The sequence below is a fragment of the Mesorhizobium waimense genome (assembly GCF_003601975.1).
Classification (GTDB): Bacteria; Pseudomonadota; Alphaproteobacteria; order Rhizobiales; family Rhizobiaceae; genus Mesorhizobium; species Mesorhizobium waimense.
The window spans coordinates 23,420-46,214 of record NZ_QZWZ01000035.1 but is presented as its reverse complement, the minus strand read 5'-3'; the positions used below and the strand labels follow the sequence as shown (position 1 = coordinate 46,214).

Genomic DNA, 22,795 nt, shown 5'->3' with positions numbered 1-22,795 from the left:
GGGTTGGGCCCTTGACAGCTTTAGTGCTTCGCAGAAAGTTGTTGGCCGTCGAGATGTCAGCGGAGCCGGTCGTAGCTTTTCCGCAAGGCGACACTGGCCGTTCGAGAAGCGTCTAGAAGGTTCGCGTCGCCTGCCGACTTCAATGAAGTTCTCCGCGGAATTTTGCTCTGCCCGACGGCGCGACGGCCAGGGACAATGCGGCGCTCGTAGCCGCGACCAAACGCGTCCTGACCGCTTGCGGTGTCAAGACCGCCCAAGCTGATGACTTGCGCGCCGCTTGGTCGATCCAGCGCTGACCCTCGCCCTCGTACCTTTGATGGAGGTCTTGACCGCACGCCATTTCCACAAAGTCCTGTCGATCCCGCTTGACCTTCCAGCAACTGGAACGCTTAGCGTTGGGGAAGGTCATTTGGCGGGGCCTTTCCATCGACATCGAGGAGCGAAAAATGCATCGACGCGGTTTTCTGGCGGCAGGCCTGGCAACGGTTCTGGCGGGCCCGCGCGCGCTGGCGCAGATGAAGATGGACGACATGTCCGGCATGGACCCGATGCCGGGCATGAGTGGTCACGCCGGCCATGACATGGGCGCCACGTCGCAAGGTACGACCTTGCTGCCCGAGGGCGCGGCGCTGCGCGAACTGCCGCTGTTGGCCAACGAGGCCAGGCGTCCTGGCCTGTTCAAGGCGAGGCTGACGGCCGAGCCTGCTGTCGCGCGTTTTGCCGAGGGACAGGACACGCCGATCCTCGCCTATAACGGCCAGAGCCCAGGCCCGCTGATCGAGGCCTTCGAGGGCGACCGTGTCGAGATCACCTTCGCCAACCGCATCGGGGAGGAAGCCAGCACCATCCACTGGCACGGCATGCCGGTGCCTGCCGACCAGGACGGCAACCCGATGGACCCGGTGGCAGCGGGCACTGACCGCATCTACGCATTCGTCCTGCCGGAAGGCAGCGCCGGCTCCTACTGGTACCACCCGCACCCGCATGGCAAGACGGCCGAACAGGTCTATCGCGGCCTCGCCGGCGCCTTCGTGGTCAAGTCCAAAGTCGATCCGGTTCCGGCCGAATATGGCGATACTGTGCTAGTGCTGACCGACCTTCGGCTGGCCGCCGACGGCTCGATGCCCGGCAACACCATGAGCGACCTGATGAACGGCCGTGTAGGCGACCATGTGCTGGTCAACGGCCAGAAGAACCCGCAGCTTTCGGTGGCGGAGGGCGCCAGGCGGCGGCTCAGGCTCTACAACGCCACCAATGCGCGCTTCCTGAAACTCGCCTTCGACGGCGCGCCGATGACGATCATCGGCGCGGATGGCGGGCTGATCGAGGCGCCGGTGGCGGCCGAAGACATCCTGATCGGCCCGGGCGAGCGCATCGAGCTGGTCGTCGCCTTCGACAGGCCCGGCCCCGCCACCTTGAAGACGCTGCCCTATGATCGCGGCTGGATGGGCCCAGGCCGCCCGGCCGATGCCGGACTGACGTTGCTTACGGTCAATGTCTCCCAGACACCGGCAGAAGTGCTGCCGCCGCTGCCCGAGCGGCTGCGGCCGATCGCGCCGCTCCCGGCCCCGGCCCGTAGCCGGCGCCTCGTCTTCACCGAGACCATGGCGATGAATGCCAGCGGCATGGAGATGGGTTTCCTGATCAACGGCAGGGCCTTCGACATGGCGCGCGTCGACATCGTCACCAAGGCCGGCGAGACCGAACTCTGGGAGATCGTCAACCAGGCCGACATGGACCACCCCTTCCACGTCCACGGCACGCAGTTCCAGGTGATCGCGCACGAGCGCGACGGTACGGTCTCGAAGCCGCGCTACCTTGCCTGGAAGGACACCGTGAACGTGGCGCGCGGCGAGACGGTGCGGCTCCTGCTGCGCCAGGAGCGGCCGGGGCCACGTATGTATCATTGCCACATCCTCGAGCACGAGCAGCTCGGCATGATGGGCGTCCTCGACGTGCAGGCATGAGGTTCGGCGCGGCGTCTGGAGTGGCCGTGTTGGCGCTCGCGCTCGCCTCACCGGTTGTCGGGGCGGAAAGTGCCATCGTCGCCGCGCGTCAAGCCTCGATGAAGGAGATGGCGGCGGCGGCGAAAACCGTTGCCGAGATGTTCGATGGCAAGCGCGCCTATGACGCCGCCGGCTTCCGGGCGGCGGCCGCGGCGCTCAGCGCCCACACCGGCCCTGCCCTGATCACCGAATTTCCCGAGGGCACGGTGGGCGCACCGTCCGGCGCCAAGGTAGAGATTGACCAGGCCCGGCCGGAATTCGAGGCGCTCGCTCGCCATATCGGCCGGCTCGCCGCAGCACTCGCCGCCAAGGCCGACAAGGCGCCGGCCGAAATCAGCGGCGACATGCGGATGGGGGCAGGCTTGCCGATGGATGGCGGCAGCCTGCTCGGCAAGCGGCCGAATGCGGAGGAAGCCGATCCGACCAAACTGCCGGCGGAGCATCTGTTGCATCTCATCTTGCAGGACTGTTCGAGCTGCCATTCTAAATTCCGGCAGAAGAAGTGAGAATTGGCGCGATCGCACCGGCCCGGCTCTAAGCCGCGATGGAAGGAGAAACTGACCACGCGCACCTCGAATTCACCGCTGCGACCAAAGCATCTTCCCCTTAACGGCTCGGCTGGTGTTCCATCCCAAACTCCGGGCTCGGCAGTTCTGAGGCTGCCTCCAGCCAGGCCATCATATTGTTCCGGCCTGTGGCTCGCCCGTCCCGGCCTGCGGACTCCAGCGAACACTCAGCCGCGCCGCGGCTTGCTGCGCAATATCTGCCCAAAGCGGAGTCTCCTGACGCGACTGCAGCAGCGGATTGTGATCCGCAGGCTCAAATTACAGCTCGATGTAGCGCTCTCCCGCTACCAAAACTCCTTAAACTATTGAAATATTAGCTGCAAAGCGCTCGCCCATGGGGTTGTTCATCTGCGCTACGCTGTCACGCCTCACTGATGCAAATGCTTTCTATTTGGCGGCGGCCTTCGTAAAGCGTTGCCGCCGCAAATGAAAGTAAGTGGGCCTACCTGCAACCCTGTCCGCGCCTCAATTGAGCGTCGCGGAAGAAGCCGCTGTCAATGTCAATATTGCTTTCGCTTGTACCTACAGAGGCAGTGCAAATTGGATCGCCTGATAAAAGCGAGAGCTCACGTCCACTTCCATATTGTCAATCACGCAACCACGGTTGAGAGATGCTCATGCCTCACAGCATCGTCGGGGTCTTCCGAACCTAAAGCTACGGTCGGTGAGAGGCCGAGCTATCAGAATCATGAAGTTGCTCCGTCGTTTTTTCCAACCGCTGGCGGCTGGACCTTGGGCGTGGCTTGCTTGGGCTGCTGCAGCTTGACAATATGGATTTCGTCGCCTTCTGCCAGTCCGTCAGGCGGAGTGGCGATGACCTGGTCGTCGGCAGCGACGCCCGAGCCCAGTTCGATCTCGTTGCCCAGGTCGCGGGCGATCGTTACCGTCTTGAAGGCGACGCGATTGTCCTGCGCAACGGTGGCGACGCGCAGGCCCCTCTCGTCGAAGATGAGCGCGCTGACGGGAATGCGGAACGTGCCCGCCACCCCGGCAAGATCCACCTTCACATTGGCATAGGCGCCGGGCATCAGCTCTCCCTTGGCATTGTCGACGGAAAGCTGCATCTGCGTCGTACCGGACGTGATGTCGACTGACCGAGCCGAGGCGACGACGGTGGCCGGGAAGCTGCGGCCCGGATATTCCGGCACAGAGACAGTGGCCTGCGAACCCAACTTCACGTCCGGCGCGTAGTTCTGCGGCACGTTGATATAGACGCGCAGCGTATGTACATCCGACACCACGAACATCGCCCGCCCGGCGCTCGAACCGGCCGATATAAGCGAACCGATATCGGTGTTGCGCGCAGTGATGAGGCCGTCGAACGGCGCGGCGACCGTCTTGTAGGCGGACAGCACCTCAAGGCGCTCGACATTGGCCTCGCCGGAATTCACCGCGGCCTGCTTGCTGGCCAGGTCCGCCACGCGCTGGTCGATCTCCTGCTGCGCGACGGTCTGGGATTCGAGCAGCGGACGCTCACGCTTGAGGGTGACGTCGGCCAGGACCTCGGCCGATCTAGCGTTGGCGAGGTCGGCCTTGGCCTGCAGCAATTGCTGGTCCTGGTCGGGGGCCTCGATCTCGGCCAGGGTCTGCCCCGCCTTGACGCTGGCGCCGATATCGACCTTCCAATCCTTCACATAACCGCTAACGCGGGCATAGATCGGTGCGCTGTCGTTGGCCTGGAGCCGTCCGGGCAGATTGAGGCTGACGACGCCAGGCTTGGCGTTGAGCGTCACCAGTGTAACGCTGGGTATCGCCTGCGCCTCCGTCCATTGCTGCAACTCGACCGCGCTCTTTTGGCGAGCGCTGATGCCGGTGTAGACCAGGGCCGCGGCACCGGCGATGGCGACGACGCCGAAAATGCCGAGCCCTACCCGTGAGCGGCCGGGCTTGCGCTCGGAGGACGTCACCTCGGCTGTCCTAGCCGTGTCGAGTGACTTGGCTGTGTCAGGTATCCTGGAGGCTTCATGCCCGTTGTTGGCGTCGTGCTCCGGCATGGGAGCTATTTCGGCGGTGGTGTCGAGATTCTGCGTGGTGTGCTCAAGCATGATGCAAGGTCTCCGAAGGCGCGGCAGCCGGCTTGGCTTCTCGCTTGTGGACGAGGCTGAAGACAACGGGCACGAAGAGCAGCGTTGCCATGGTTGCGAAGATGAGGCCGCCGACCACGGCGCGCCCGAGCGGCGCGTTCTGCTCGCCGCCCTCGCCCAAGCCGAGAGCCATCGGCGCCATGCCGATGATCATGGCGAGTGCCGTCATGCAGACTGGCCGGAAGCGGACGAAGCCGGCTTCGAGGGCGGCGGCGATGGGGTCGCCCAGTTCCGCCAGGCGTTCGCGGGCAAAGCTGATCACGAGCACGGAGTTGGCGGTCGCCACGCCCATGCACATGATCGCGCCCGTGAGGGCAGGCACCGACATCGGCGTCTGCGTGACAAACAGCATCCAGACGATGCCGGCAAGGCCGGCCGGTAGCGCCGAGACGATGACGAAGGGGTCCGACCAGGACTGGAAGTTCACGACGATGAGCAGATAGATCAGCACGATGGCGCCGAGCAGGCCGAACAGCAGGCCGGCGAAAGCGCTGTTCATGGTCTGCACCTGACCGAGCAGGGAAACGGAGCTGCCCTTCGGCAAGTCGGTGGCGGTGTCAGCAAGGATCTTGTTGATATCGGTGGCGACGGCTCCGAGGTCGCGCCCCTGCGTGGTGGCGTAGATCTGCACCATCGGCACGATGTTGTATTGCGAGACGACTGCATTGCTGACCGTGCGCCTCACATTGGCGACGCCGCCGAGGATGGGCAGCGTCCCGATGCCGGCCGCGGTGATCGGCGTCGTCTGCAGGGCGCCCAGCGTATCCACCTGATATTGCGGCGTCTGCATCACGATCGGATAGGACACGCCGTTCTTGGGGTCGAGCCAGTAGGTCGGCGACACCTGGCTCGAACCGGCGAGGTCGACGACGAGGCTGTTGGTGACGTCCTTCTCGGTAAGGCCGATATATTCGGCCTGGGTGCGGTCAACATCGACGTTCAGTGTCGGATTGGCCTGCGATTCCTGGATGCGGGCATCGGCAACGCCGGGAATGTGGCGCAGGCGACCCAGCACGAGACTGGCATATTTGAAGTTCGCCGACAGATTATTGCCGCGCACCTGGATATCGACAGGTGCTGGTGCACCGAAATTCAGGATCTGGCTGATAATGTCGGCCGGCAGGAAGGCGAAGGTCACGCCCGGGAACCGGCGCGGCAGCTCCTCGCGCATCTTGCGGACGTATTCATCGGTCGGTCGGTGGTCTTGCGACAGCTTGACCTGGATGTCGCCATCCTGGGAACCGATCACGCCTGTGTTGTTGTAGGCCAGATTGATGCCCGAGACCGGGACGCCGATATTGTCGACCAAAGTGTCGAGCTGGTCGGGCGGAATCAGCTGGCGGATTGCCTTTTGGATGTCGGCGAACTGGTTAGCGCTCTCCTCGACGCGGGTGCCGATGCTAAGGCGCACATGCATCAGGATCTGCCCGGTGTCGACAGCGGGGAAGAAATTCCGTCCCAGATAGGGCGTTAGCAGGAAGGACGCCATGACGCAGGCCATGAAGCCGGCAACGAACACAAAGCGATAGCCGAGCACCAGCTCCAGCAGGCCGTGATAACCGACACGGATGCGTTCGAACGTCGCCTCGAAGCCACGCTGGAACAGCACCAGCGGGTTGTAGCTGCGCGGCTTGCCATGCACCCCGTGATCGACATGCGGCTTGAGCAGGTAGTTGCACAGCGTCGGGACGAAGGTGCGCGAGAGGATGAAGGAAGAGATCATCGCGAACATCACTGCCTCGGCCATCGGCACGAAGAGGAAACGAGCAATGCCGTCGAGGAAGAACATCGGCACGAAGACAATGCAGATGCACAGCATCGAGACGAAGGCCGGCGTCACGATCTGCTGGGCACCGTCGAGGATCGCCGTCCGTACGTCCTTGCCGTGTTCGAGATGCCAGTTGATATTCTCGATGGTCACCGTCGCATCGTCGACGAGGATACCGACGGCGAGCGCCAAGCCGCCAAGCGTCATGATGTTCAGCGTCTCGCCGGTCATCGACAACGCGATCACCGAACCGAGGATCGCCAGCGGGATCGACGCGGCAATAATGATGGTGGAGCGCCAGCTGCCGAGGAACAGCAGGATCATGATGCTGGTAAGTGCGGCCGCAATTACGCCTTCGCGCGCCACGCCGGTGATGGCGCCGCGGACAAAGAGCGACTGGTCGCCGAGCAGCGACACCTGAAGATTGTCGGGCAAGCTCGCTCGCAGCAAGCCGAGTTGATCCTTAATGCCCTGGATGATCGCGAGCGTCGAGACCGATCCATTCTTGAGAACCTGAAGCAGGACCGAGCGGGTGCCGTTGACATGCACGATGTTGGTTTGCGGTGGATTGCCGTCGCGCACCGTCGCCACGTCCTTCACATAGACAAGCGCCCCGTTCGCCGACTTGATCGGCAAATCGGCGAGGTCGGTCAGCGAAGATGGAGCATCGTTGAGCTGCACCGAATATTCGTAGCGACCGATCTTTTCGGTGCCGACCGGTGTGATCAGGTTCTGGGCGGCCAGCGCATTGGCGACGTCCTGCCCCGACAGACCCCGTGCCTGCAGTGCGTAGGGGTTAAGGTCGATCTGCACCTGGCGGGTCTTGCCGCCGAACGGATAGGGAATGGCGGCGCCCGGCACCGTCGTAAGCGGCGTGTGGATGGTCTGGAGGCCAAGGTCAGCCAGGGCCTGCTCGGTCAAGCCCTGCCCCGAGAGGGCAATCTGCAGGATCGGTACGGTGGAGGCGTTGTAGTTGAGGATCAGGGGCGGTGTTGCACCGGCCGGCATCTGCTTGAGCACGGTCTGCGCCACCGCGGTGACCTGCGCATTGGCTGTGCGGATGTCGACATTCGGCTGGAAGAACACCTTGATGATGCCGAAGCCGTTATAGGAGGTGGATTCGATATGCTGGATGTCGTTGACGGTGGTGGTCAGCGAACGCTGGAACGGCGTTGTCATGCGGCCCGACATCTGATCGGGCGGTAGGCCTGTATATTGCCAGATCACGCTGATCACGGGGATACGGATATCGGGGAAGATGTCCGTGGGGGTGCGCAGGGCCACGAGCGGGCCGATGATCAGGATCAGCAGCGCCAACACGATGAAGGTGTAGGGCCGGCTGAGGGCAATGCGGACGAGTGCAATCATGAAACAATGCCTGAGGCGAACCAATGACGCGCATAGGTCGCCTCAACCCTTCAGGTTTTCTTACTCGCGCCATTTGGCAACCGGTCGTTTGCCTTGGCCGGTTCAGTGTAGATGCCACCCGGCGGAAGGGCCTTGAGCTTGGTTTCGTCGTATGTGTCGCCAAACGCAACGTAGAAGGTTCCCGACAGGATCGTCGCGAAGCGGGAATCGGGGTGCGACAGCGGCATGATGCGTTTGTGCGGCTCGAGCCGCAGCAACACGGTATGCAATCCAGGCTTCGTCGGATCCACATGGAGCACCGAGGCGCTCTGGCCGCTGACCTGGGACATGCCGGTCGTCTCGGATGCGCTCCGGGTGATGGAGAGTTGCTGGGGCGTCGCAACAAAGAGTGGCATTGGGGCGTCCGCTGCCTGGACTGCATCCATTCCCGCTAGCGACAGCAAGACCGCGGCGAACATCAGGTACCGGAAAGCCGACTTCATCGATCACTCCTTGGTCGAAAGGCAACTCTTACGGGAGCCGACCAACTCTCTATTCAACTTCGCCTGGGCAAGCAGTGCCTTCTGCCTGCCAGCCCGAATATCGACATCCGCTCCAGCGTGGGTCCGATCGCGCGTCCCGACAGCCATCGATGTCTGCTCATCGATCGGCAGGCACGCAGCCCGCGCACCGGTTCCACATGGTGGCGTTAAGAGCAGAGGCGTTCTGAGCGAACCATCACCCACAAGGTTGGACGCGTCTAATTTGGAAACGCTGGAACTCTCATCACCACGGTGAATAATGTGCGGCTTCACCCTCAACTGGGGTGGTCGGTCTTCTAAGCCAATATGCTGAAGCGGAACGCCACTCGCGTGCGCAGGGCCGTGAGCGGGCCGATGATCAGGATCAGCAGCAGGAGGGCTCTCCTCGCTCAGCCACAGTAGCGAAGCCGGAACTGGTAGTTTGATGAGTGTGGGGAAAGGCGGTAGCGCTCTCCCGCTACCAAACTCCTTAAACCATTGAAATAGATGAATAATTTATGCGCAAGGATAGCGCTTCCGTTTGAAATTGAACAATAATTTCAATGCGGCACCCCTAGTTTCCCCGCGCGCAAGTAATTTCAGAGGCGCTGAAGAGCAGCGCATGTTTCTTCCTGAACGCCCGCGCAATCTGATCACCGGGGGTTTCATGAGATAGGGAAGCGTTGTGGGACTGCTGGTCGAGAGGACAACCTCCACCGGCGTGCCGACAGGCAAGTCCGGCAAGGCAAGCCTGCACGACGATCAGCTCGAGACGCCAGCGGGCCAGTTCTGTTGCTTTTCACTTTGATCGGCCATGTCTTTGCCGCGTGCGACAAAGCGGCGCCAGCCGCCGAATGAGGAGATGTCGGAGGCACCGTCCAGGCCCGCGGTTTCGACCAGAAAACCCTTGGCAGGGGTGCCGTCGTCGAGCTCAATCGTGCCGATGCCGAGCGGCGGCGGGATGGCGGCGACGAAACGCCCGAACGCGTCCGGTTCCAGCCGCCAGACCTCGACGTCGATCCGCATGCCGCCATCGGCAACGCGGATCAGGCCGGGCTTGGGCACGGGCTGGCCGGCCAGCGCATAGAGCTTGTAGGCGGCGGCGGTCCTGGTCGCGCGCAGGAAATGCGCGCCGAGCTGGTTGAGCTGGCCGTTGAGCGGCATGCCCGACAGATGCGCGCCGACCACCACCAGGTCGATCATCCCATCGCGGGCAGGCTGGGCGGCCGGCTGCAGGCCGGGCTGCGGCCAGCCCGTGGCGCCGAGCGGAAGGCCGCTCGCCGCATGCAGGTCGCGGGCGAGCATCGCCGAGAGCGCATCGCGGCCTGCCGGCGCCAGCAAGGTGACGCTCATCGGCAGGCCGTCGCCGCGCCTGCCGGTCGGTACGGCGATGCCGCACATGTCGAGCAGGTTGACGAAGTTGGTGTAGGTGCCGAGCCGGCTGTTGGTGGTGATCGGATCGGCCAGAACGGCGTCCAGCGCATAATGCGTCGGGGCGGTCGGCACGCAGAACAGGTCGACCGAGGCGATGACCGGGGCGAGCTTCGCCTTGTAGGCCTGCAAGGCGTAGAGGCCGCGGAAGGCGTCTGCCGCCGACAGGTTCCTGGCGCCGCCGATGATCTTGCGCGTCACCGGATGCAAGGCCGCTTCGTTGATCTCCATGAAATCGCGGATCGCCGCATAGCGCTCAGCCACCCAGGCGCCCTCGTAGAGCAGGTTGGCGGTGGCGTAGAAATCGCCGAAGGGGATTTCGACCAACCGGCAACCGAGCCGCGATAGCATGGCAAGCGAAGCGTCGAAGCCGGCCTGCATCGCCGTATCGCCGAAGAATTTCAGGTCGGCCTTTGCCGGGATACCGACGCTCAGCACCGGCGGGCGCATGGCGAGCGGCTGGACGGCGACGTCGCGCGAATAGGCATCGGCAGCGTCGCGCGCAGCGGCGACCGTGAACACCCTATAGGCGTCATCGACGGTCAGCGCGAACACCGAGACGCAATCGAGCGTGCGGCAGGCCGGCACGACGCCGGTGGCCGACAGCGCGCCGACCGTCGGCTTCAGCCCGACGATGTTGTTGAGGCCGGCCGGAATGCGGCCGGAGCCGGCCGTGTCGGTGCCGAGTGCGAAGGAGACAATACAGCGCGCCGTCGCCACCGCCGACCCCGAGGAGGAGCCGCCTGGCACCAGCGCCTCGTCGATGGCGTTGCGCGGGATCGGCCAGGGCGTACGCACGCCGACGAGGCCGGTGGCGAACTGGTCGAGATTGGTCTTGCCGACGACCAGCGCACCGGCCGCCTTCAGCCGCGCCACCACGGTGGCGTCTTTCTCGGGCCAGTAGGTGTATTCGGCGCAGGCCGCCGTCGTCGGCATGCCGGCGACGTCGATGTTATCCTTGACGGCGAAAGGAATGCCCCAGAGCGGCTTAGCCACGGGATCGAACGGGCCGAGTGTTTCGGCTGCGGCAAGCAAATCTTCTTTGGGCGCAAGGTGGATGAAGATGCCCGGGTCGTCGGCCGCTTCGATGCGGGTGTAGATCGTCGCGATCACGTCGCCAACGGCGAGGCCTCCCCGATAGGCTTCGTGCAGGCGCCCGACGTCGAAGTGAATGTCGCTCATTTGGCCTCCCCCAGAATGATCACCGGCAGATCCCACTGGATCAGCACGACGCAGCCGTTCTTTGTCCACACCGAATGCTCGGTACCGACCGGATTGAGGATCACGCTGCCGGCAGGATAGTCGCCGTTCTCGTCGCTCTGGGTGCCTTCCAGCACGACGATGGTTTCCAGCCCGACATGGCGGTGGCGCGGCACGTTGGCGCCGGGCAAGTATTTCAGGATCGCGACCGAGGGTTCGACCGGCCCGCCCTTCAGCAGCCAGTGCACCGTGATGCCGTCGCGGAAATGTTCGAACGCCAGATCGTGCCAGCCGCCGTCGAGCAGGCCGGCAAAGGCAAGATTAGGCATTGGCAATTCCCTCGAGCACCTGGTCGGTCGTCGCCGTCCAGCCGACGATGGCGCCTTGCGCTTTGATCATGGCGATCGCCGCCGCCTTGAATTCGGGAAAGTAGCTTTCCGTCGCGTCCTCGGCGAGCAGGCACTCATAGCCGCGGTCGTTGGCCTCGCGCATCGTCGTCTGCACGCAGACTTCGGTGGTCACGCCGGCAAAGACCAGCTGCTCGGCACCGAGTTTTTTTAGGTCGTCACCGAAGCTGGTCGCATAGAACGCGCCCTTGCCGGGCTTTTCGATCACGATCTCGCCGGGCAGCGGCGCAAGCTCGTCGAGGATCGCCGTGCCCGGCTCACCGGCAATCAGCACGCGGCCCATCGGGCCGGCATCGCCGATGCGGATCGACGGATTGCCGCGGTTGCGCTTGGCCGGCGGCAGGTCCGAAAGGTCGGGCCTGTGGCATTCCATGGTGTGGATCACCGGCAGGCCGGCGGCGCGAAAACCTTCCATCAGTTTCTTCACGGTCGGCACGATCGCCACGATCCGGCTGACGTCGTTGCCGAGGCTGGCGCCGAAGCCGCCGGGCTCGGCAAAATCACGCTGCATGTCGATGACGACCAGCGCCATGGTGCGCGGCTTGAAGGCGAATGGAAATGGCTGCGCTGCGATTTCAGCCATCAATGATGTCCCGCCATATGCTCGCCGATCGTCTGCACGCTCGCCTGCGCAATCGGCGTCTCGTAGACCAGCGCTCCGTCGGACATGACGAGGATGCGGTCGGAGAGCTCCAGCAGCTCGTCGAGGTCCTCCGACATCAAAAGCACGGCGGCGCCCGCATTGCGCGCCTTCATGATGCGGGCGCGGATCTCGGCCACGGCCGAGAAGTCGAGACCGAAGCAGGGGTTGGAGACTATCAAAAGGTCGACCTCGCCGGTGAGTTCGCGGGCAAGCACGGCGCGCTGCACATTGCCGCCCGACAGCGAGGCGATCGGCGAGGACAGCGAGGCGGTCTTGACCTTGAACTGCTCGACCAGACGGGCGCTGAACGACCTGATCGCACTGGCGCTGATCCAGCTCACCGGCTTGCCGTTGCCGTCGATGTCGAAGGTGCGGAAGGAGATGTTCTCGGCCACCGTCATCTTCGGCGCGCAGGCGTTCTTCAGCGGCTCCTCTGGGATGAGGCGGACATTGAGCGCCCGCGCCTCGGCACGCGTCGCCGCATAGGCGATGCCGCGCACCATGACTTCGCCGGCATCGCGCGGGCGCTGCCCGGCCAGCACTTCGAGGAACTCCTTCTGGCCGTTGCCGGAAATGCCGGCGATGCCGACGATTTCACCGGAGCGCACGCCGAGATCCTCTATGCGGATCGACTTCAGCCCGGTGCGGTCGGGTGCCTTCAATGCTTTCACCTTGAGCATGATCTTGGCGTCCGGCTTCGGCTCGGCGCGGCTGTCGAGCGCGGCGATCGGCTGGTCGCCGATCATCATCGCCGCCATCTGCCTGTGGTCGAGGTCGGCGACGCGGCCGGTGCCGGTCAACCTGCCCTTGCGCAGCACGCTGACGTCGTCGGCGAACGCCGTCACCTCGTGGAATTTGTGCGAGATCATCAGCACGGTGAGGTCGCCCGCTTTGGTCATGGCGCGCACCAGGCCCAGCACTTCCTGTGCCTCGCCGGGCGTGAGCACCGATGTCGGCTCGTCCAGCACCAGGAAGGAGCGGCCGAGATAGAGCTGCTTGACGATCTCCAGCTTCTGCTTCTCGCCGGCGGCAAGCTCGGCCACTTTGACGTCGAGCGGCAGCTTGAACGGCATTCGCTCCATGAACTGAGCAAGGCCGGCGCGCTCCTTGCGCCAGTCGATAACGCCGGGCACTTTTTCGCGCGAAATGACCAGGTTCTCGGCACCGGTCAGCGACGGCACCAGCGTAAAATGCTGGTAGACCATGCCGAGGCCGAGCGCCGAGGCATCCCTGGGGCTGGCGACCGCCACCTCGCGGCCGTCGACGAGGATGTCGCCAGAGGTCGGGTGATAAAAACCCATCATGCATTTGACCAGCGTCGACTTGCCGGCACCGTTCTCGCCGAGCAGCGCGTGGAAGGAGCCGGCCGGCACCTTGACCGAGACATCGTCGAGCGCCGTGAAGGCGCCGAAGCGCATGGTCATGCCGATGGTCTCGACGCCGACCGCCTTGTTGTGGGTGGTTGCGCTCATCGCGATGTCCTCACGGCAGCTGGGTGACGAGCGAGGCTGCGTTCGACACCGCGCCGAAGACGCCGCCCTGCATCTTGATCATCTTGATGGCGGCGAGATGGTTGCCGTAGTCGGTGGCGCCGCAGCAATCCTCCAGCATGACGCATTCGAAGCCGCGGTCATTCGCCTCGCGCATGGTGGTGTGGACGCAGACGTCGGTGGTGATGCCGGTGAGTACAATGTTGTCGATGCCGCGCTGGTTGAGGATCAGCTCCAGGTCGGTGGCGCAGAACGAGCCCTTGCCCGGCTTGTCGATGATCGGCTCACCCTCGGCCGGATAGAGATCGGGGATGATGTCCCAGCCCGGCTCGCCGCGCACCAGGATGCGCCCGCACGGGCCGGGATCGCCGATGCCGGCATTGATGCGGCGCGAGCGCCAGCGCTTGTTGGCCGGCAGGTCGGCAAGGTCGGGCCGGTGGCCCTCGCGGGTGTGGATGATGGTGTAGCCCTTCTCGCGCATCGCCGACAGCACCGACTTGATCGGCTCGATCGGGGCGCGGACCAGCGACAGGTCGTAACCCATGTGGTCGACATAGCCGCCCGGTCCGCAGAAATCGGTCTGCATGTCGATGATGATCAACGCCGTGTTGTCGGGCCTGAGATCGCCATTATAGGGCCATGGATAGGGATCGGCCTCGATGTAGCGCTGCCCGGTTCTGGCGTTCATGGCAAAACCTCCGGTCTCATTTGGTGATCGACAGTTCGCCCGGCGCGCCGGCGAGCGAACGGCTCGGCGACGAGGTGGCGATCATGATGACGAGGGTGAGGATGTAAGGCGCGGCGTAGAACAGGTAGTAGCCTTGCGTGACGCCGACCGACTGCAGCGCGGGGCCGAGCGCGCCGGCGCCGCCGAACAGGAGTGCTGCGGCAAAGCAGCCGAGCGGGTTCCAGCGCGCGAAGATGACCAGCGCCACCGCCATCAGCCCCTGCCCCGACGAGATGCCTTCGGTCCAACTGCCCGGATAGTACAGCGACAGATAGGCGCCGCCGATGCCGGCCAGCGCGCCGCCGATGCCGGTGGCGGCGAGCCGCACCGTGGTCGGATTGAGACCCATGGCGCGCGCGGCGTCGGAACTGTCGCCGACGACGCGCAGGATGAGGCCGGCGCGGGTGTTGCGGAAGGCCCACCACAGGAACACCGCCAGTGCGGCGCCGATCAGGAACAGCACATTGACGTCGAGTGCTGCCTGCACCTGCGGAATGTCCGACCAGGCACCGAACGGAATGGCCGGCAGGTCGGGCGCCGAGGGCTGAATAAAGGGCTTGCCGAAGAAGAAGGCGAGGCCCGAACCGAACAGCATCAGAGCGATGCCGATGGCGATGTCGTTGACCTTCGGGAATTTGCAGATCCAGCCGTGGAACAGGCCGAAGCAGAGGCCGGCGAAGGCGGCGGCGATGAGGCCGAGCCAGGGCGAGCTTGTCTCCACCGCCACCGCATAGGCGGACATGGCGCCGAACACCAGCGTGCCTTCGAGGCCAAGGTTGATGCGGCCCGAACGCTCGGTGATGGCTTCGCCGAGCGAGACGAAGATGAAGGGGGTGGAAACGCGGATAGCGCCGCCGAGGATGGCGAGCGGTACGCCCCAGAGGCCGATCCCGGTGGCGTCCATCAGCTGCCCCTTTTCCAGAGGTCGGGATTGAAGGCTTTGAAGCGGCCGTAGAAGGTCTCGCTGAACAGGATGACGACGAACAGCATGCCCTGCAGCACCAGCACGGTGGCGTCGGGCAGGTCCATACGGCGCTGGATCAGCCCGCCGGAGGCATCGATGCCGCCGAGCAGGAAGGCGACCGGGATGATGGCCAGCGGATTGTGGCGAGCAAGGAAGGCGACGAGGATGCCGGTGTAGCCATAGCCGGCGGCGAGCGAGGCGTTGGCGCTGCCCTGCACCGCCGCGACCTCCAGCATGCCGGCGAGACCTGCGAAGGCGCCGGCCAGCCCGGTGAAACCGACGATCAGCGAACCGACGTTAAGCCCTTGCACCTGGGCCGCCCGAACATTGCCGCCGGCGATGCGGGCGGCAAAGCCCCAACGGGTCTTTTCGATCAGAACCCAGGACAGCACGCAGGCGACGACGCCGACGGCAAGCCCCCAATGCACCTCCATGCCCGGCATGTTGTCGATGCGGTAGATGTCGGCCAGCGGCTGGGTCGAGGGCTTGTTGAGCGAGGCCGGGTCGCGCAGCGGCCCTTCGACCATCTGGTTCATCAGGGCAATCGCGATATAGGCCATCAGCAGGCTGGAGATGGTCTCGTTGACGGCGCGGTAGTGGCGGAGCGCGCCGACGGCACCGATCCAGATGCCGCCGGCGGCCATGCCCGCCACGCCCATGACGAGAATGACAATGAAGGAGGGGGCGCCGCTGAGCGCCGTGCCGGCTGCCGCGGCGGCGACGCCGCCGAGTACGATCGCACCCTCGCCGCCGATGACGACGAGGCCGAGCCGGGCCGGCAGCGCCACGCAGAGCGCCGCCAGTAGCAGGGGAGCGGCGCGCGACAGCGAGTTCTGGACCGAGAACCACGAGCCGAAGCCGCCGCGCCACATTGTTTCATAGAGCTGGATCGGCGACTTGCCGACAGCCAGGATGAACAGGCTAAACAGCACCATGCCGACGACCAGCGCCGCGAGCGGAATGACGAAGGCTTCCGCCCGCCGGGCAGTCCATTCGAGCGCCGCCGGATAACCCTTGACGCCGAGCATTGCCGGCGCATCCGCGCTGCTGACCGTATCGGCCATGGTTGCCATCCCCTCGGTGAGTCGTGTTCAGGCGGTCGAGCCGACGACGCCCTCGACGAGATAGTCCATGCTTTCGAGCTCGATGGCGGTCTCGGCGAAGGCCTGGCCTTCGGTCGCGACGACGACGCCCTTATTGCTCTTCAGCGGGCCCTTGATGACGGAGAAGCCGCCCTTCATCATTTCGGCCAGCGTGGCGTCGAACTGCTTGCGCGCCGGCTCACTGACGGCGGGGCCGAGCGGGCTCATCTTGACGAAGCCGTCGGCCAGTCCGCCGCGAGTGAAATTGGGTAGCGGCTTGCCGGCGATGAGGTCGTCGACGAACATCTTGTAGACCTTGGCCCAGTTCCATTCGGCGCCGGTCAGGTACTTCTCGGGCGCCAGCGGGCTCTGGTTGGCGTGGTAGCCGCAGACGAAGGCGCCGCGGCCGGCAGCCGTCTCGACCACGACCTTGGGGCTGTCGACATGGCAGGTGATGACGTCGCTGCCCTGGTCGACCAGTGCGTTGGTGGCTTCCGCCTCCTTGACCGCCAGCGACCACTCGCCGGTGAAGATCACCTGGCAAGTGATCGTCGGGTCGACCGAGCGCGCGCCAAGCAGGAAGGAGTTGATGTTGAGCAGCACCTGCGGGATCGGCTTGGCGGCGACGAAGCCGAGCTTCTTCGACTTTGAGGTGTGGCCGGCGACGACGCCGTTCAGGTACTGGCCCATGCCGATATAGCCGAAAAAGGAGCCGGCATTCATCGGATGCTTGTCCTTGTTCCACATGCCGCCGCAATGGCGGAACTGGACGTCGGGGAATTTCGCGCACATGGCCAGCATATGCGGGTCGAAATAGCCGAAGGAGGTCGGGAAGATCAGCGAGGCGCCGTCGAGGTTGATCATCGATTCCATCGTCTTCTGGACATCGACCGTCTCGGGGACGTTCTCTTCCTCGACGATGGAGATGCCCTCGACGCCCTTCAGCGCGGCGGCGCCCTCGGCATGCGCCTGGTTGTAGCCATAGTCGTCCTTCGGCCCGACATAAATGAAGCCGACGGTGGCAGTGGCTGCGAATGCCCTGCCAATCGGAAAGGATGCCGAGGCCAGCCCAAGCGCGGCTCCGGCGGCGGAGGTCTTGAGCAACTGGCGGCGGCTAAGCATGAATCTGTCGGTCATCTCTTATGCTCCCCTGTAGGACCCTTTCCGGGTCGGTTGATGCCTTCTCAACAAAGTGCATGCAATCACCGTGCCAGTTCAAAAGATGGAATTTTATAAACAAAATCAATGATCACTTCAAAGGTTCCTGCTCACGCCAAAGGCAATTGCATGCACTTTTTGCCTTGAAAATAGCCAGTTTGACAGGCAGATTAAAATAGACGCATAGAGAGGTATTATCGGCGGGGCTGATGCGGTCGGCTCCACAACCGGGACGGAGGAGATTTGTCAGGGAAGCGCAGCTTGATCAGGTCGGGCACGACCGTTGATCAGATGGTGAGGGCGATCAGCGACCGCATCGTCACCGGCTTCCTGCGCCCGGGCGAAAAGCTCGACGAGACCTCGCTCGCAGCGCGCTTTGATGTCTCACGCACGCCCGTCAGGGAAGCGCTCGGCCAATTGAGCGCCATAGGGCTGGTCGAGCGGCGGCCCAACCGGGGTGCCATCGTCGCCGTTGTGACGCAGGAGCATCTTGCCTCGATGTTCGAGAGCATGGCCGAACTGGAGGCGATATGCGCTCGCTTCTCGGCCGAGCGCATGACCAGCGGCGAGCGCCGCTCGCTCGAGATCGAGCATCAGGCTTCGGCGCGGCTGGTGCAACTCGGTGCTGAAGAGGACTACGAGTATTTCAACACCGAGTTCCACACCCGGCTCTATCGCGGCGCCCACAACGCCCATATCTACGAAATGACGGTGATGACGCGGAGCCGGCTGGCGCCGTTCCGCCGCGCGCAATTCATGCTGCCGGGGCGGCTCGCCAAATCCTGGCAGGAGCACGACGCCATTGTCACCGCAATCATGCGTGGCGACGGCAATGCCGCTGGCAAGGCTGCCAAGGATCACGTCTCCATCGTCAGCGAGGCCAGCGCTGTGTTTGCCGTTGGCGACCAAATAAGAGCCGCGCCACAACACCAGTGATGTCTTTCCGAAAAAGGTTTCGGGTGGTTCCAACCCGACCGCACAGGTTGTGGCACCGCAAAATCGGTGCCGTCATGACCAGCACCGTAGGAAATATCGCAAGGTTCCGGAATGTGGGCAAAGGCGGTAGCGCTCTTCCGACACGAACCCCGGAGGGAGTGCGTCAATCAAGCTTTTCCCACAATGTGTCCTGACATGCCAACTTCCTGGACAAGCGCAAGCAATTCGGCTGGAGGTGCGAGACAGAAAGTTCGAAAAGCTTCGAAGAACCACAGCCTAACTGGATGCCAAGCGAATAGATTGGTTCCGCGAACTTCCTTTCATTACCGCTGCAGTAATTGTTTTGTCAGTAAATCAAGAATCTGCCTGAAGGCATCGAAGGCTTCGCCTCGTTTCCAGTCGCAGTTCGACAGCATCAGATTCAGGGCCGCTTTTGGTCATGTGGGGCCTAGACATGGTCTCGGTGCGACAAACGTCGATTTGACCTATGTGTCCCGTGAGCAGGCACTTCCATCCGTCCCATAGCAATGCACTTCATGCCCCATGAACGAGCGTGAGAAGCAGTGCGCCTGCGGCGCAAAGCGCTTGGAGGCTCGTGGCCGCTACCAACGATCGAAGGAGGTTATCGCTCATGGATCTAGTCAAATTTCTAACCCCGGATGAGGTCGCAGAACGCTATCGTGGGGAGATTTCTCCCGGCACATTAAGAAACTGGCGCTCAATGCGCGTCGGGCCGAGTTTCGTTAAGATCGGCAAAGCTGTTCTCTACCCCATTGCAGAATTGGATGCCTGGGACGAACAGAACCGCGTCGCTTGTCGTGCAATCAAAGCGACTCATCGAAAGCTAGGATGATCAACGGTGATGGTCTCGTTGGCGCATCCACCACCTGCCCCAGTCATCGGCAAGAACGGCAACGCCTCGATGAAGGGCCTGCTGCTGATCTGATCCCGAGAGATTCGCAGCGGCAAAGTCGACATTTTTGCCTCATCCACAACCGGCTCTAGAATTTCGATCGCAAATCAAGCTATGATGCCCTTGGCATTTCCCCGGACGGCTTCGCGCCCCTGGAATGCCGGGAGGAACGGGACATGGCCGTAGCGCTTGTACTCGTTTTAGTCGTTGTGGGCTCAGTCTTGTTCCACTTGCTGAGCCCATGGTGGTGGACGCCGATTGCCTCGAACTGGGACTATATCGACCACACCATCATCATAACTTTCTGGATCACCGGCGTCGTCTTCGCCGCCGTCGTTCTATTCATGGCCTATTGCGTGTTCCGCTTCCGTCATCGGGAAGGCAACCGCGCGGCTTACGAGCCCGAGAACAAGCGACTCGAATCGTGGCTGACGATCGTCACCGCGGTCGGGGTGACAGCCCTGCTGGTCCCCGGCCTGTTCGTCTGGAGTCGTTTCGTCAACGTTCCAAGCGACGCGACCGAGGTCGAAGTCGTCGGCCAGCAATGGCAGTGGAGCTTCCGCTTGCCCGGCAAGGACGGCAAGCTCGGCACCTCCGACACCAGCAACGTCAGCGCTGAAAATCCGCTCGGCGTCATCGCCAGCGATCCCAACGGCCAGGATGATGTCGTGGTCGAGGCGGCCGATCTGCACCTGCCGGTCGGCAAGCCGGTCAAGATGCTGTTGCGCTCGATCGATGTGCTGCATGATTTCTACGTACCGGAATTCCGCGCCAAGATGGACATGATCCCGGGCTCGGTCACCTATTTCTGGTTCACCCCGACCAGGACTGGAACCTTCCAGGTCCTGTGCGCCGAGCTTTGCGGCCAAGGGCATCCTTTGATGAATGGCGTGGTCATGGTCGATACGCAGGAAGATTACGTCGCCTGGCTCGGCGAGCAGCAGACTTTCGCGCAATTGTCGGCGCCCCAGCAGACAGGATCGGCAGACCCAGCGCCGGCAGGAACCGTGGCGCCAGGTTCGAGGATTTCGGCAAAGCTCGAAACGGTCGAGGCCCGCTGAAAGGACACGGAGGTGTTCCTATGGTCGATATCACGCCTGCAGACGCAGTCCCGCCGGCCGAAGTCGGGGAAATGGAGCTTTACCACCCGCACAGCTGGTGGACGAAGTACGTTTTCTCACAGGACGCCAAGGTTATCGCCATCCAGTATTCGGCGACGGCGACGGCAATCGGTATGGTGGCGCTGGTACTGTCCTGGCTGATGCGGCTGCAGCTCGGCTTCCCTGGCACCTTCGACTTCATCACCCCAGAGGCCTATTACCAGTTCATCACCATGCACGGCATGATCATGGTGATCTACCTGCTCACGGCGCTCTTCCTGGGCGGCTTCGGCAATTATCTGATCCCGCTGATGGTCGGCGCTCGCGACATGGTTTTTCCCTATGTCAACATGCTGAGCTACTGGATTTACCTGCTAGCCGTTCTGGTTCTGGTGTCGAGTTTCTTTGCGCCCGGCGGACCAACGGGTGCCGGCTGGACGCTCTACCCGCCGCAAGCCATCATGACCGGCACGCCAGGCGGCCAGGATTGGGGCATCATCCTGATGCTGGTCTCACTGATCCTGTTCATCATCGGCTTCACGATGGGCGGCCTGAACTATGTCGTGACGGTGCTGCAGGCCCGCACGCGCGGCATGACGCTGATGCGCCTGCCGCTGACGGTCTGGGGCATCTTCACCGCCACCGTCATGGCGCTGCTCGCCTTCCCGGCGCTGTTCGTCGCCTGCGTGATGATGTTGTTTGACCGTGCGCTCGGCACCTCCTTCTTCATGCCGGCGATCGTCGAGATGGGCGAACAACTGCAGCATAGCGGCGGCAGCCCGATCCTGTTCCAGCATCTGTTCTGGTTCTTCGGCCACCCCGAGGTCTACATCGTGGCACTGCCGGCCTTCGGCATCGTGTCCGATCTGATCAGCACCCATGCGCGCAAGAACATCTTCGGCTACCGGATGATGGTCTGGGCGATCGTCGGCATCGGCGCGCTGAGTTTCGTGGTCTGGGCGCACCACATGTATGTCAGCGGCATGCACCCCTATTTCGGGTTCTTCTTCGCCACCACGACATTGATCATCGCCGTGCCGACCGCCATCAAAGTCTACAATTGGGTGCTGACGCTGTGGCGCGGCGACATCCATCTCACCATACCGATGCTCTTTGCCCTGGCCTTCATCGTCACCTTCGTCAATGGCGGGTTGACCGGCCTGTTTCTCGGCAACGTCGTCGTCGACGTTCCATTGTCCGACACGATGTTCGTCGTTGCTCATTTCCATATGGTCATGGGCGTCGCCCCGATCCTCGTGATTTTCGGCGCGATCTACCACTGGTACCCGAAGGTCACCGGTCGGATGCTGAACGAGACGCTCGGCCAGTTCCATTTCTGGGTCACGTTCCTCGGCGCCTATCTGATCTTCTTCCCCATGCACTATCTTGGCCTGGTGGGCCTGCCACGGCGCTACGCCGAACTGACCGACATGACGATAATGACGGAATCGGCCCACCATCTGAACTCGTTCATTAGCATCATGGCGTTCATGGTCGGCTTTGCTCAGATAGTGTTCCTGTTCAACCTGATCTGGAGCATCCGCCATGGCCGCGAGGCCGGCGGCAATCCCTGGCGCGCAACGACGCTGGAATGGCAGACAGCCGAAACACCGCCAACCCATGGCAATTTCGGCAAGGATCTGCCGATCGTCTATCGCTGGGCCTATGACTACAGTGTGCCGGGCGCCAAGGAGGATTTCATTCCGCAGAACGTGCCGGGCTCCTTCGGCACCTCCAAGGAGCCGGCATGAGCGTCATCCTGGTCTTCCTGCTTGTGGTCGTCGGCTTTATCGGATGGTGGCTTTCGCATCAGCGACTGATGTCGAAGCCATGGCTGGAGCAAGGCATGGCCGGGGATTTTGTCGCCCTGGACCGCTCAGCGCTGCCGACGGCCAAGATCGGCCTCGGTGTCTTCCTCGCCGTTGTCGGCTGCCTGTTTGCATTGTTCACCAGCGCCTACTTCATGCGCATGGCGCTGTCGGACTGGCAGCCACTGCCGCTGCCGCGCCTGCTCTGGCTCAACACCGGCGTGCTGGTGCTCAGCAGCGTCGCGCTGCAATGCGCCGTGGTCGCGACGCGCAGAGGCCAATTGGAAACAGTCAGGCTCGGCCTCGTCACCGCCGGGATCACGACACTCGCCTTCCTGGTCGGACAGCTCGTGGCATGGCGGGAGCTGAGCACCGACGGCTATCTGCTGAGTTCCAATCCGGCCAACAGCTTTTTCTACCTGATAACCGGCATGCATGGCCTGCACATACTGGGAGGGCTGGTCGGTCTTGGCAGAACGACCGCCGGCGCCTGGAACGGAGCCCGGCCGGAGCGGCTTCGTCTCGGCATCGAACTGTGCGCCATGTACTGGCATTTCCTGCTTTTCGTCTGGCTCGCCATCTTCGCGCTGCTGGCCGGCTGGGCCGCCACGTTCATCGACATTTGCCGACAATTGCTGACCTAA

General features: G+C 63.3%; 18 protein-coding genes. 7 read left to right on the top strand and 11 right to left on the bottom strand.

Annotation, left to right across the window (positions count from 1 at the left end; translation table 11 throughout):
- The first annotated feature begins 446 nt into the window (after nt 1-446).
- Together D3227_RS30230 and D3227_RS30225 are read left to right on the top strand one after the other, a co-directional pair.
- Complete coding sequence (locus D3227_RS30230; RefSeq protein ID WP_120017873.1) at nt 447-1,967, top strand: multicopper oxidase family protein; 1,521 nt, start codon at nt 447-449, stop codon at nt 1,965-1,967.
- Between the two features lie 26 nt (nt 1,968-1,993).
- Nucleotides 1,994-2,512, top strand: coding sequence for a cytochrome c (locus D3227_RS30225; RefSeq protein ID WP_245451929.1), 519 nt, complete (start codon nt 1,994-1,996; stop codon nt 2,510-2,512).
- A 746-nt stretch (nt 2,513-3,258) separates the two neighbouring features.
- On the opposite strand, the gene D3227_RS30220 is transcribed toward D3227_RS30225, so the two are convergent.
- The 11 genes from D3227_RS30220 to D3227_RS30170 all read right to left on the bottom strand — a co-directional run bounded on the left by D3227_RS30220 (nt 3,259) and on the right by D3227_RS30170 (nt 17,373).
- A complete protein-coding gene (locus D3227_RS30220) occupies nt 3,259-4,479 on the bottom strand; it encodes an efflux RND transporter periplasmic adaptor subunit (RefSeq protein ID WP_425374568.1) in 1,221 nt (406 codons plus the stop codon).
- A 130-nt stretch (nt 4,480-4,609) separates the two neighbouring features.
- Nucleotides 4,610-7,792 (bottom strand): efflux RND transporter permease subunit, encoded by a 3,183-nt coding sequence (locus tag D3227_RS30215; RefSeq protein WP_120017871.1) that lies wholly within the window; start codon nt 7,790-7,792, stop codon nt 4,610-4,612.
- Nucleotides 7,793-7,842: 50 nt separating this feature from the next.
- The gene (locus tag D3227_RS30210) at nt 7,843-8,274 is read right to left on the bottom strand and encodes a cupin domain-containing protein (RefSeq protein ID WP_120017870.1); all 432 of its coding nucleotides are present in this window, start codon (nt 8,272-8,274) and stop codon (nt 7,843-7,845) included.
- 780 nt (nt 8,275-9,054) lie between these two features.
- Nucleotides 9,055-10,905 (bottom strand): allophanate hydrolase, encoded by a 1,851-nt coding sequence (atzF, locus tag D3227_RS30205; protein ID WP_120017869.1) that lies wholly within the window; start codon nt 10,903-10,905, stop codon nt 9,055-9,057.
- The gene (locus tag D3227_RS30200) at nt 10,902-11,252 is read right to left on the bottom strand and encodes a cupin domain-containing protein (protein WP_120017868.1); all 351 of its coding nucleotides are present in this window, start codon (nt 11,250-11,252) and stop codon (nt 10,902-10,904) included. Before D3227_RS30200 ends, atzF begins: the two co-directional genes overlap by 4 nt.
- Nucleotides 11,245-11,913 carry a cysteine hydrolase family protein gene (locus D3227_RS30195; RefSeq protein WP_120017867.1) on the bottom strand — a complete coding sequence of 223 codons (669 nt, stop codon included), beginning with the start codon at nt 11,911-11,913 and terminating at the stop codon, nt 11,245-11,247. The genes D3227_RS30200 and D3227_RS30195 overlap by 8 nt, the downstream gene beginning before the upstream one ends.
- Nucleotides 11,913-13,445 (bottom strand): ABC transporter ATP-binding protein, encoded by a 1,533-nt coding sequence (locus tag D3227_RS30190; protein ID WP_120017866.1) that lies wholly within the window; start codon nt 13,443-13,445, stop codon nt 11,913-11,915. Before D3227_RS30190 ends, D3227_RS30195 begins: the two co-directional genes overlap by 1 nt.
- A 10-nt stretch (nt 13,446-13,455) precedes the next feature.
- A complete protein-coding gene (gene biuH, locus D3227_RS30185; protein ID WP_120017865.1) occupies nt 13,456-14,151 on the bottom strand; it encodes a biuret amidohydrolase in 696 nt (231 codons plus the stop codon).
- 16 nt (nt 14,152-14,167) lie between these two features.
- Nucleotides 14,168-15,094, bottom strand: coding sequence for an ABC transporter permease (locus D3227_RS30180; RefSeq protein WP_120017864.1), 927 nt, complete (start codon nt 15,092-15,094; stop codon nt 14,168-14,170).
- Entirely contained in the window at nt 15,094-16,182 is a 1,089-nt protein-coding gene (locus D3227_RS30175) for an ABC transporter permease (protein WP_425374567.1), read from the bottom strand. Before D3227_RS30175 ends, D3227_RS30180 begins: the two co-directional genes overlap by 1 nt.
- A gap of 63 nt (nt 16,183-16,245) precedes the next feature.
- Nucleotides 16,246-17,373: a BMP family ABC transporter substrate-binding protein gene (locus D3227_RS30170; RefSeq protein WP_120017863.1), complete on the bottom strand. Its 1,128-nt coding sequence runs from the start codon at nt 17,371-17,373 to the stop codon at nt 16,246-16,248.
- Nucleotides 17,374-17,655: 282 nt separating this feature from the next.
- Here D3227_RS30170 and D3227_RS30165 point away from each other — a divergent pair, with 282 nt between their 5' ends.
- The 5 genes from D3227_RS30165 (at nt 17,656) to D3227_RS30145 (ending at nt 22,795) form a co-directional block, all read left to right on the top strand.
- Nucleotides 17,656-18,330 (top strand): GntR family transcriptional regulator, encoded by a 675-nt coding sequence (locus tag D3227_RS30165; protein WP_120017862.1) that lies wholly within the window; start codon nt 17,656-17,658, stop codon nt 18,328-18,330.
- Between the two features lie 631 nt (nt 18,331-18,961).
- Complete coding sequence (locus D3227_RS30160; RefSeq protein ID WP_120017861.1) at nt 18,962-19,183, top strand: helix-turn-helix transcriptional regulator; 222 nt, start codon at nt 18,962-18,964, stop codon at nt 19,181-19,183.
- A gap of 236 nt (nt 19,184-19,419) precedes the next feature.
- A complete protein-coding gene (gene coxB / locus D3227_RS30155) occupies nt 19,420-20,304 on the top strand; it encodes a cytochrome c oxidase subunit II (RefSeq protein WP_120017860.1) in 885 nt (294 codons plus the stop codon).
- Between the two features lie 20 nt (nt 20,305-20,324).
- The gene (gene ctaD / locus D3227_RS30150; protein WP_120017859.1) at nt 20,325-22,094 is read left to right on the top strand and encodes a cytochrome c oxidase subunit I; all 1,770 of its coding nucleotides are present in this window, start codon (nt 20,325-20,327) and stop codon (nt 22,092-22,094) included.
- The gene (locus D3227_RS30145) at nt 22,091-22,795 is read left to right on the top strand and encodes a cytochrome c oxidase subunit 3 (protein ID WP_120017858.1); all 705 of its coding nucleotides are present in this window, start codon (nt 22,091-22,093) and stop codon (nt 22,793-22,795) included. Before ctaD ends, D3227_RS30145 begins: the two co-directional genes overlap by 4 nt.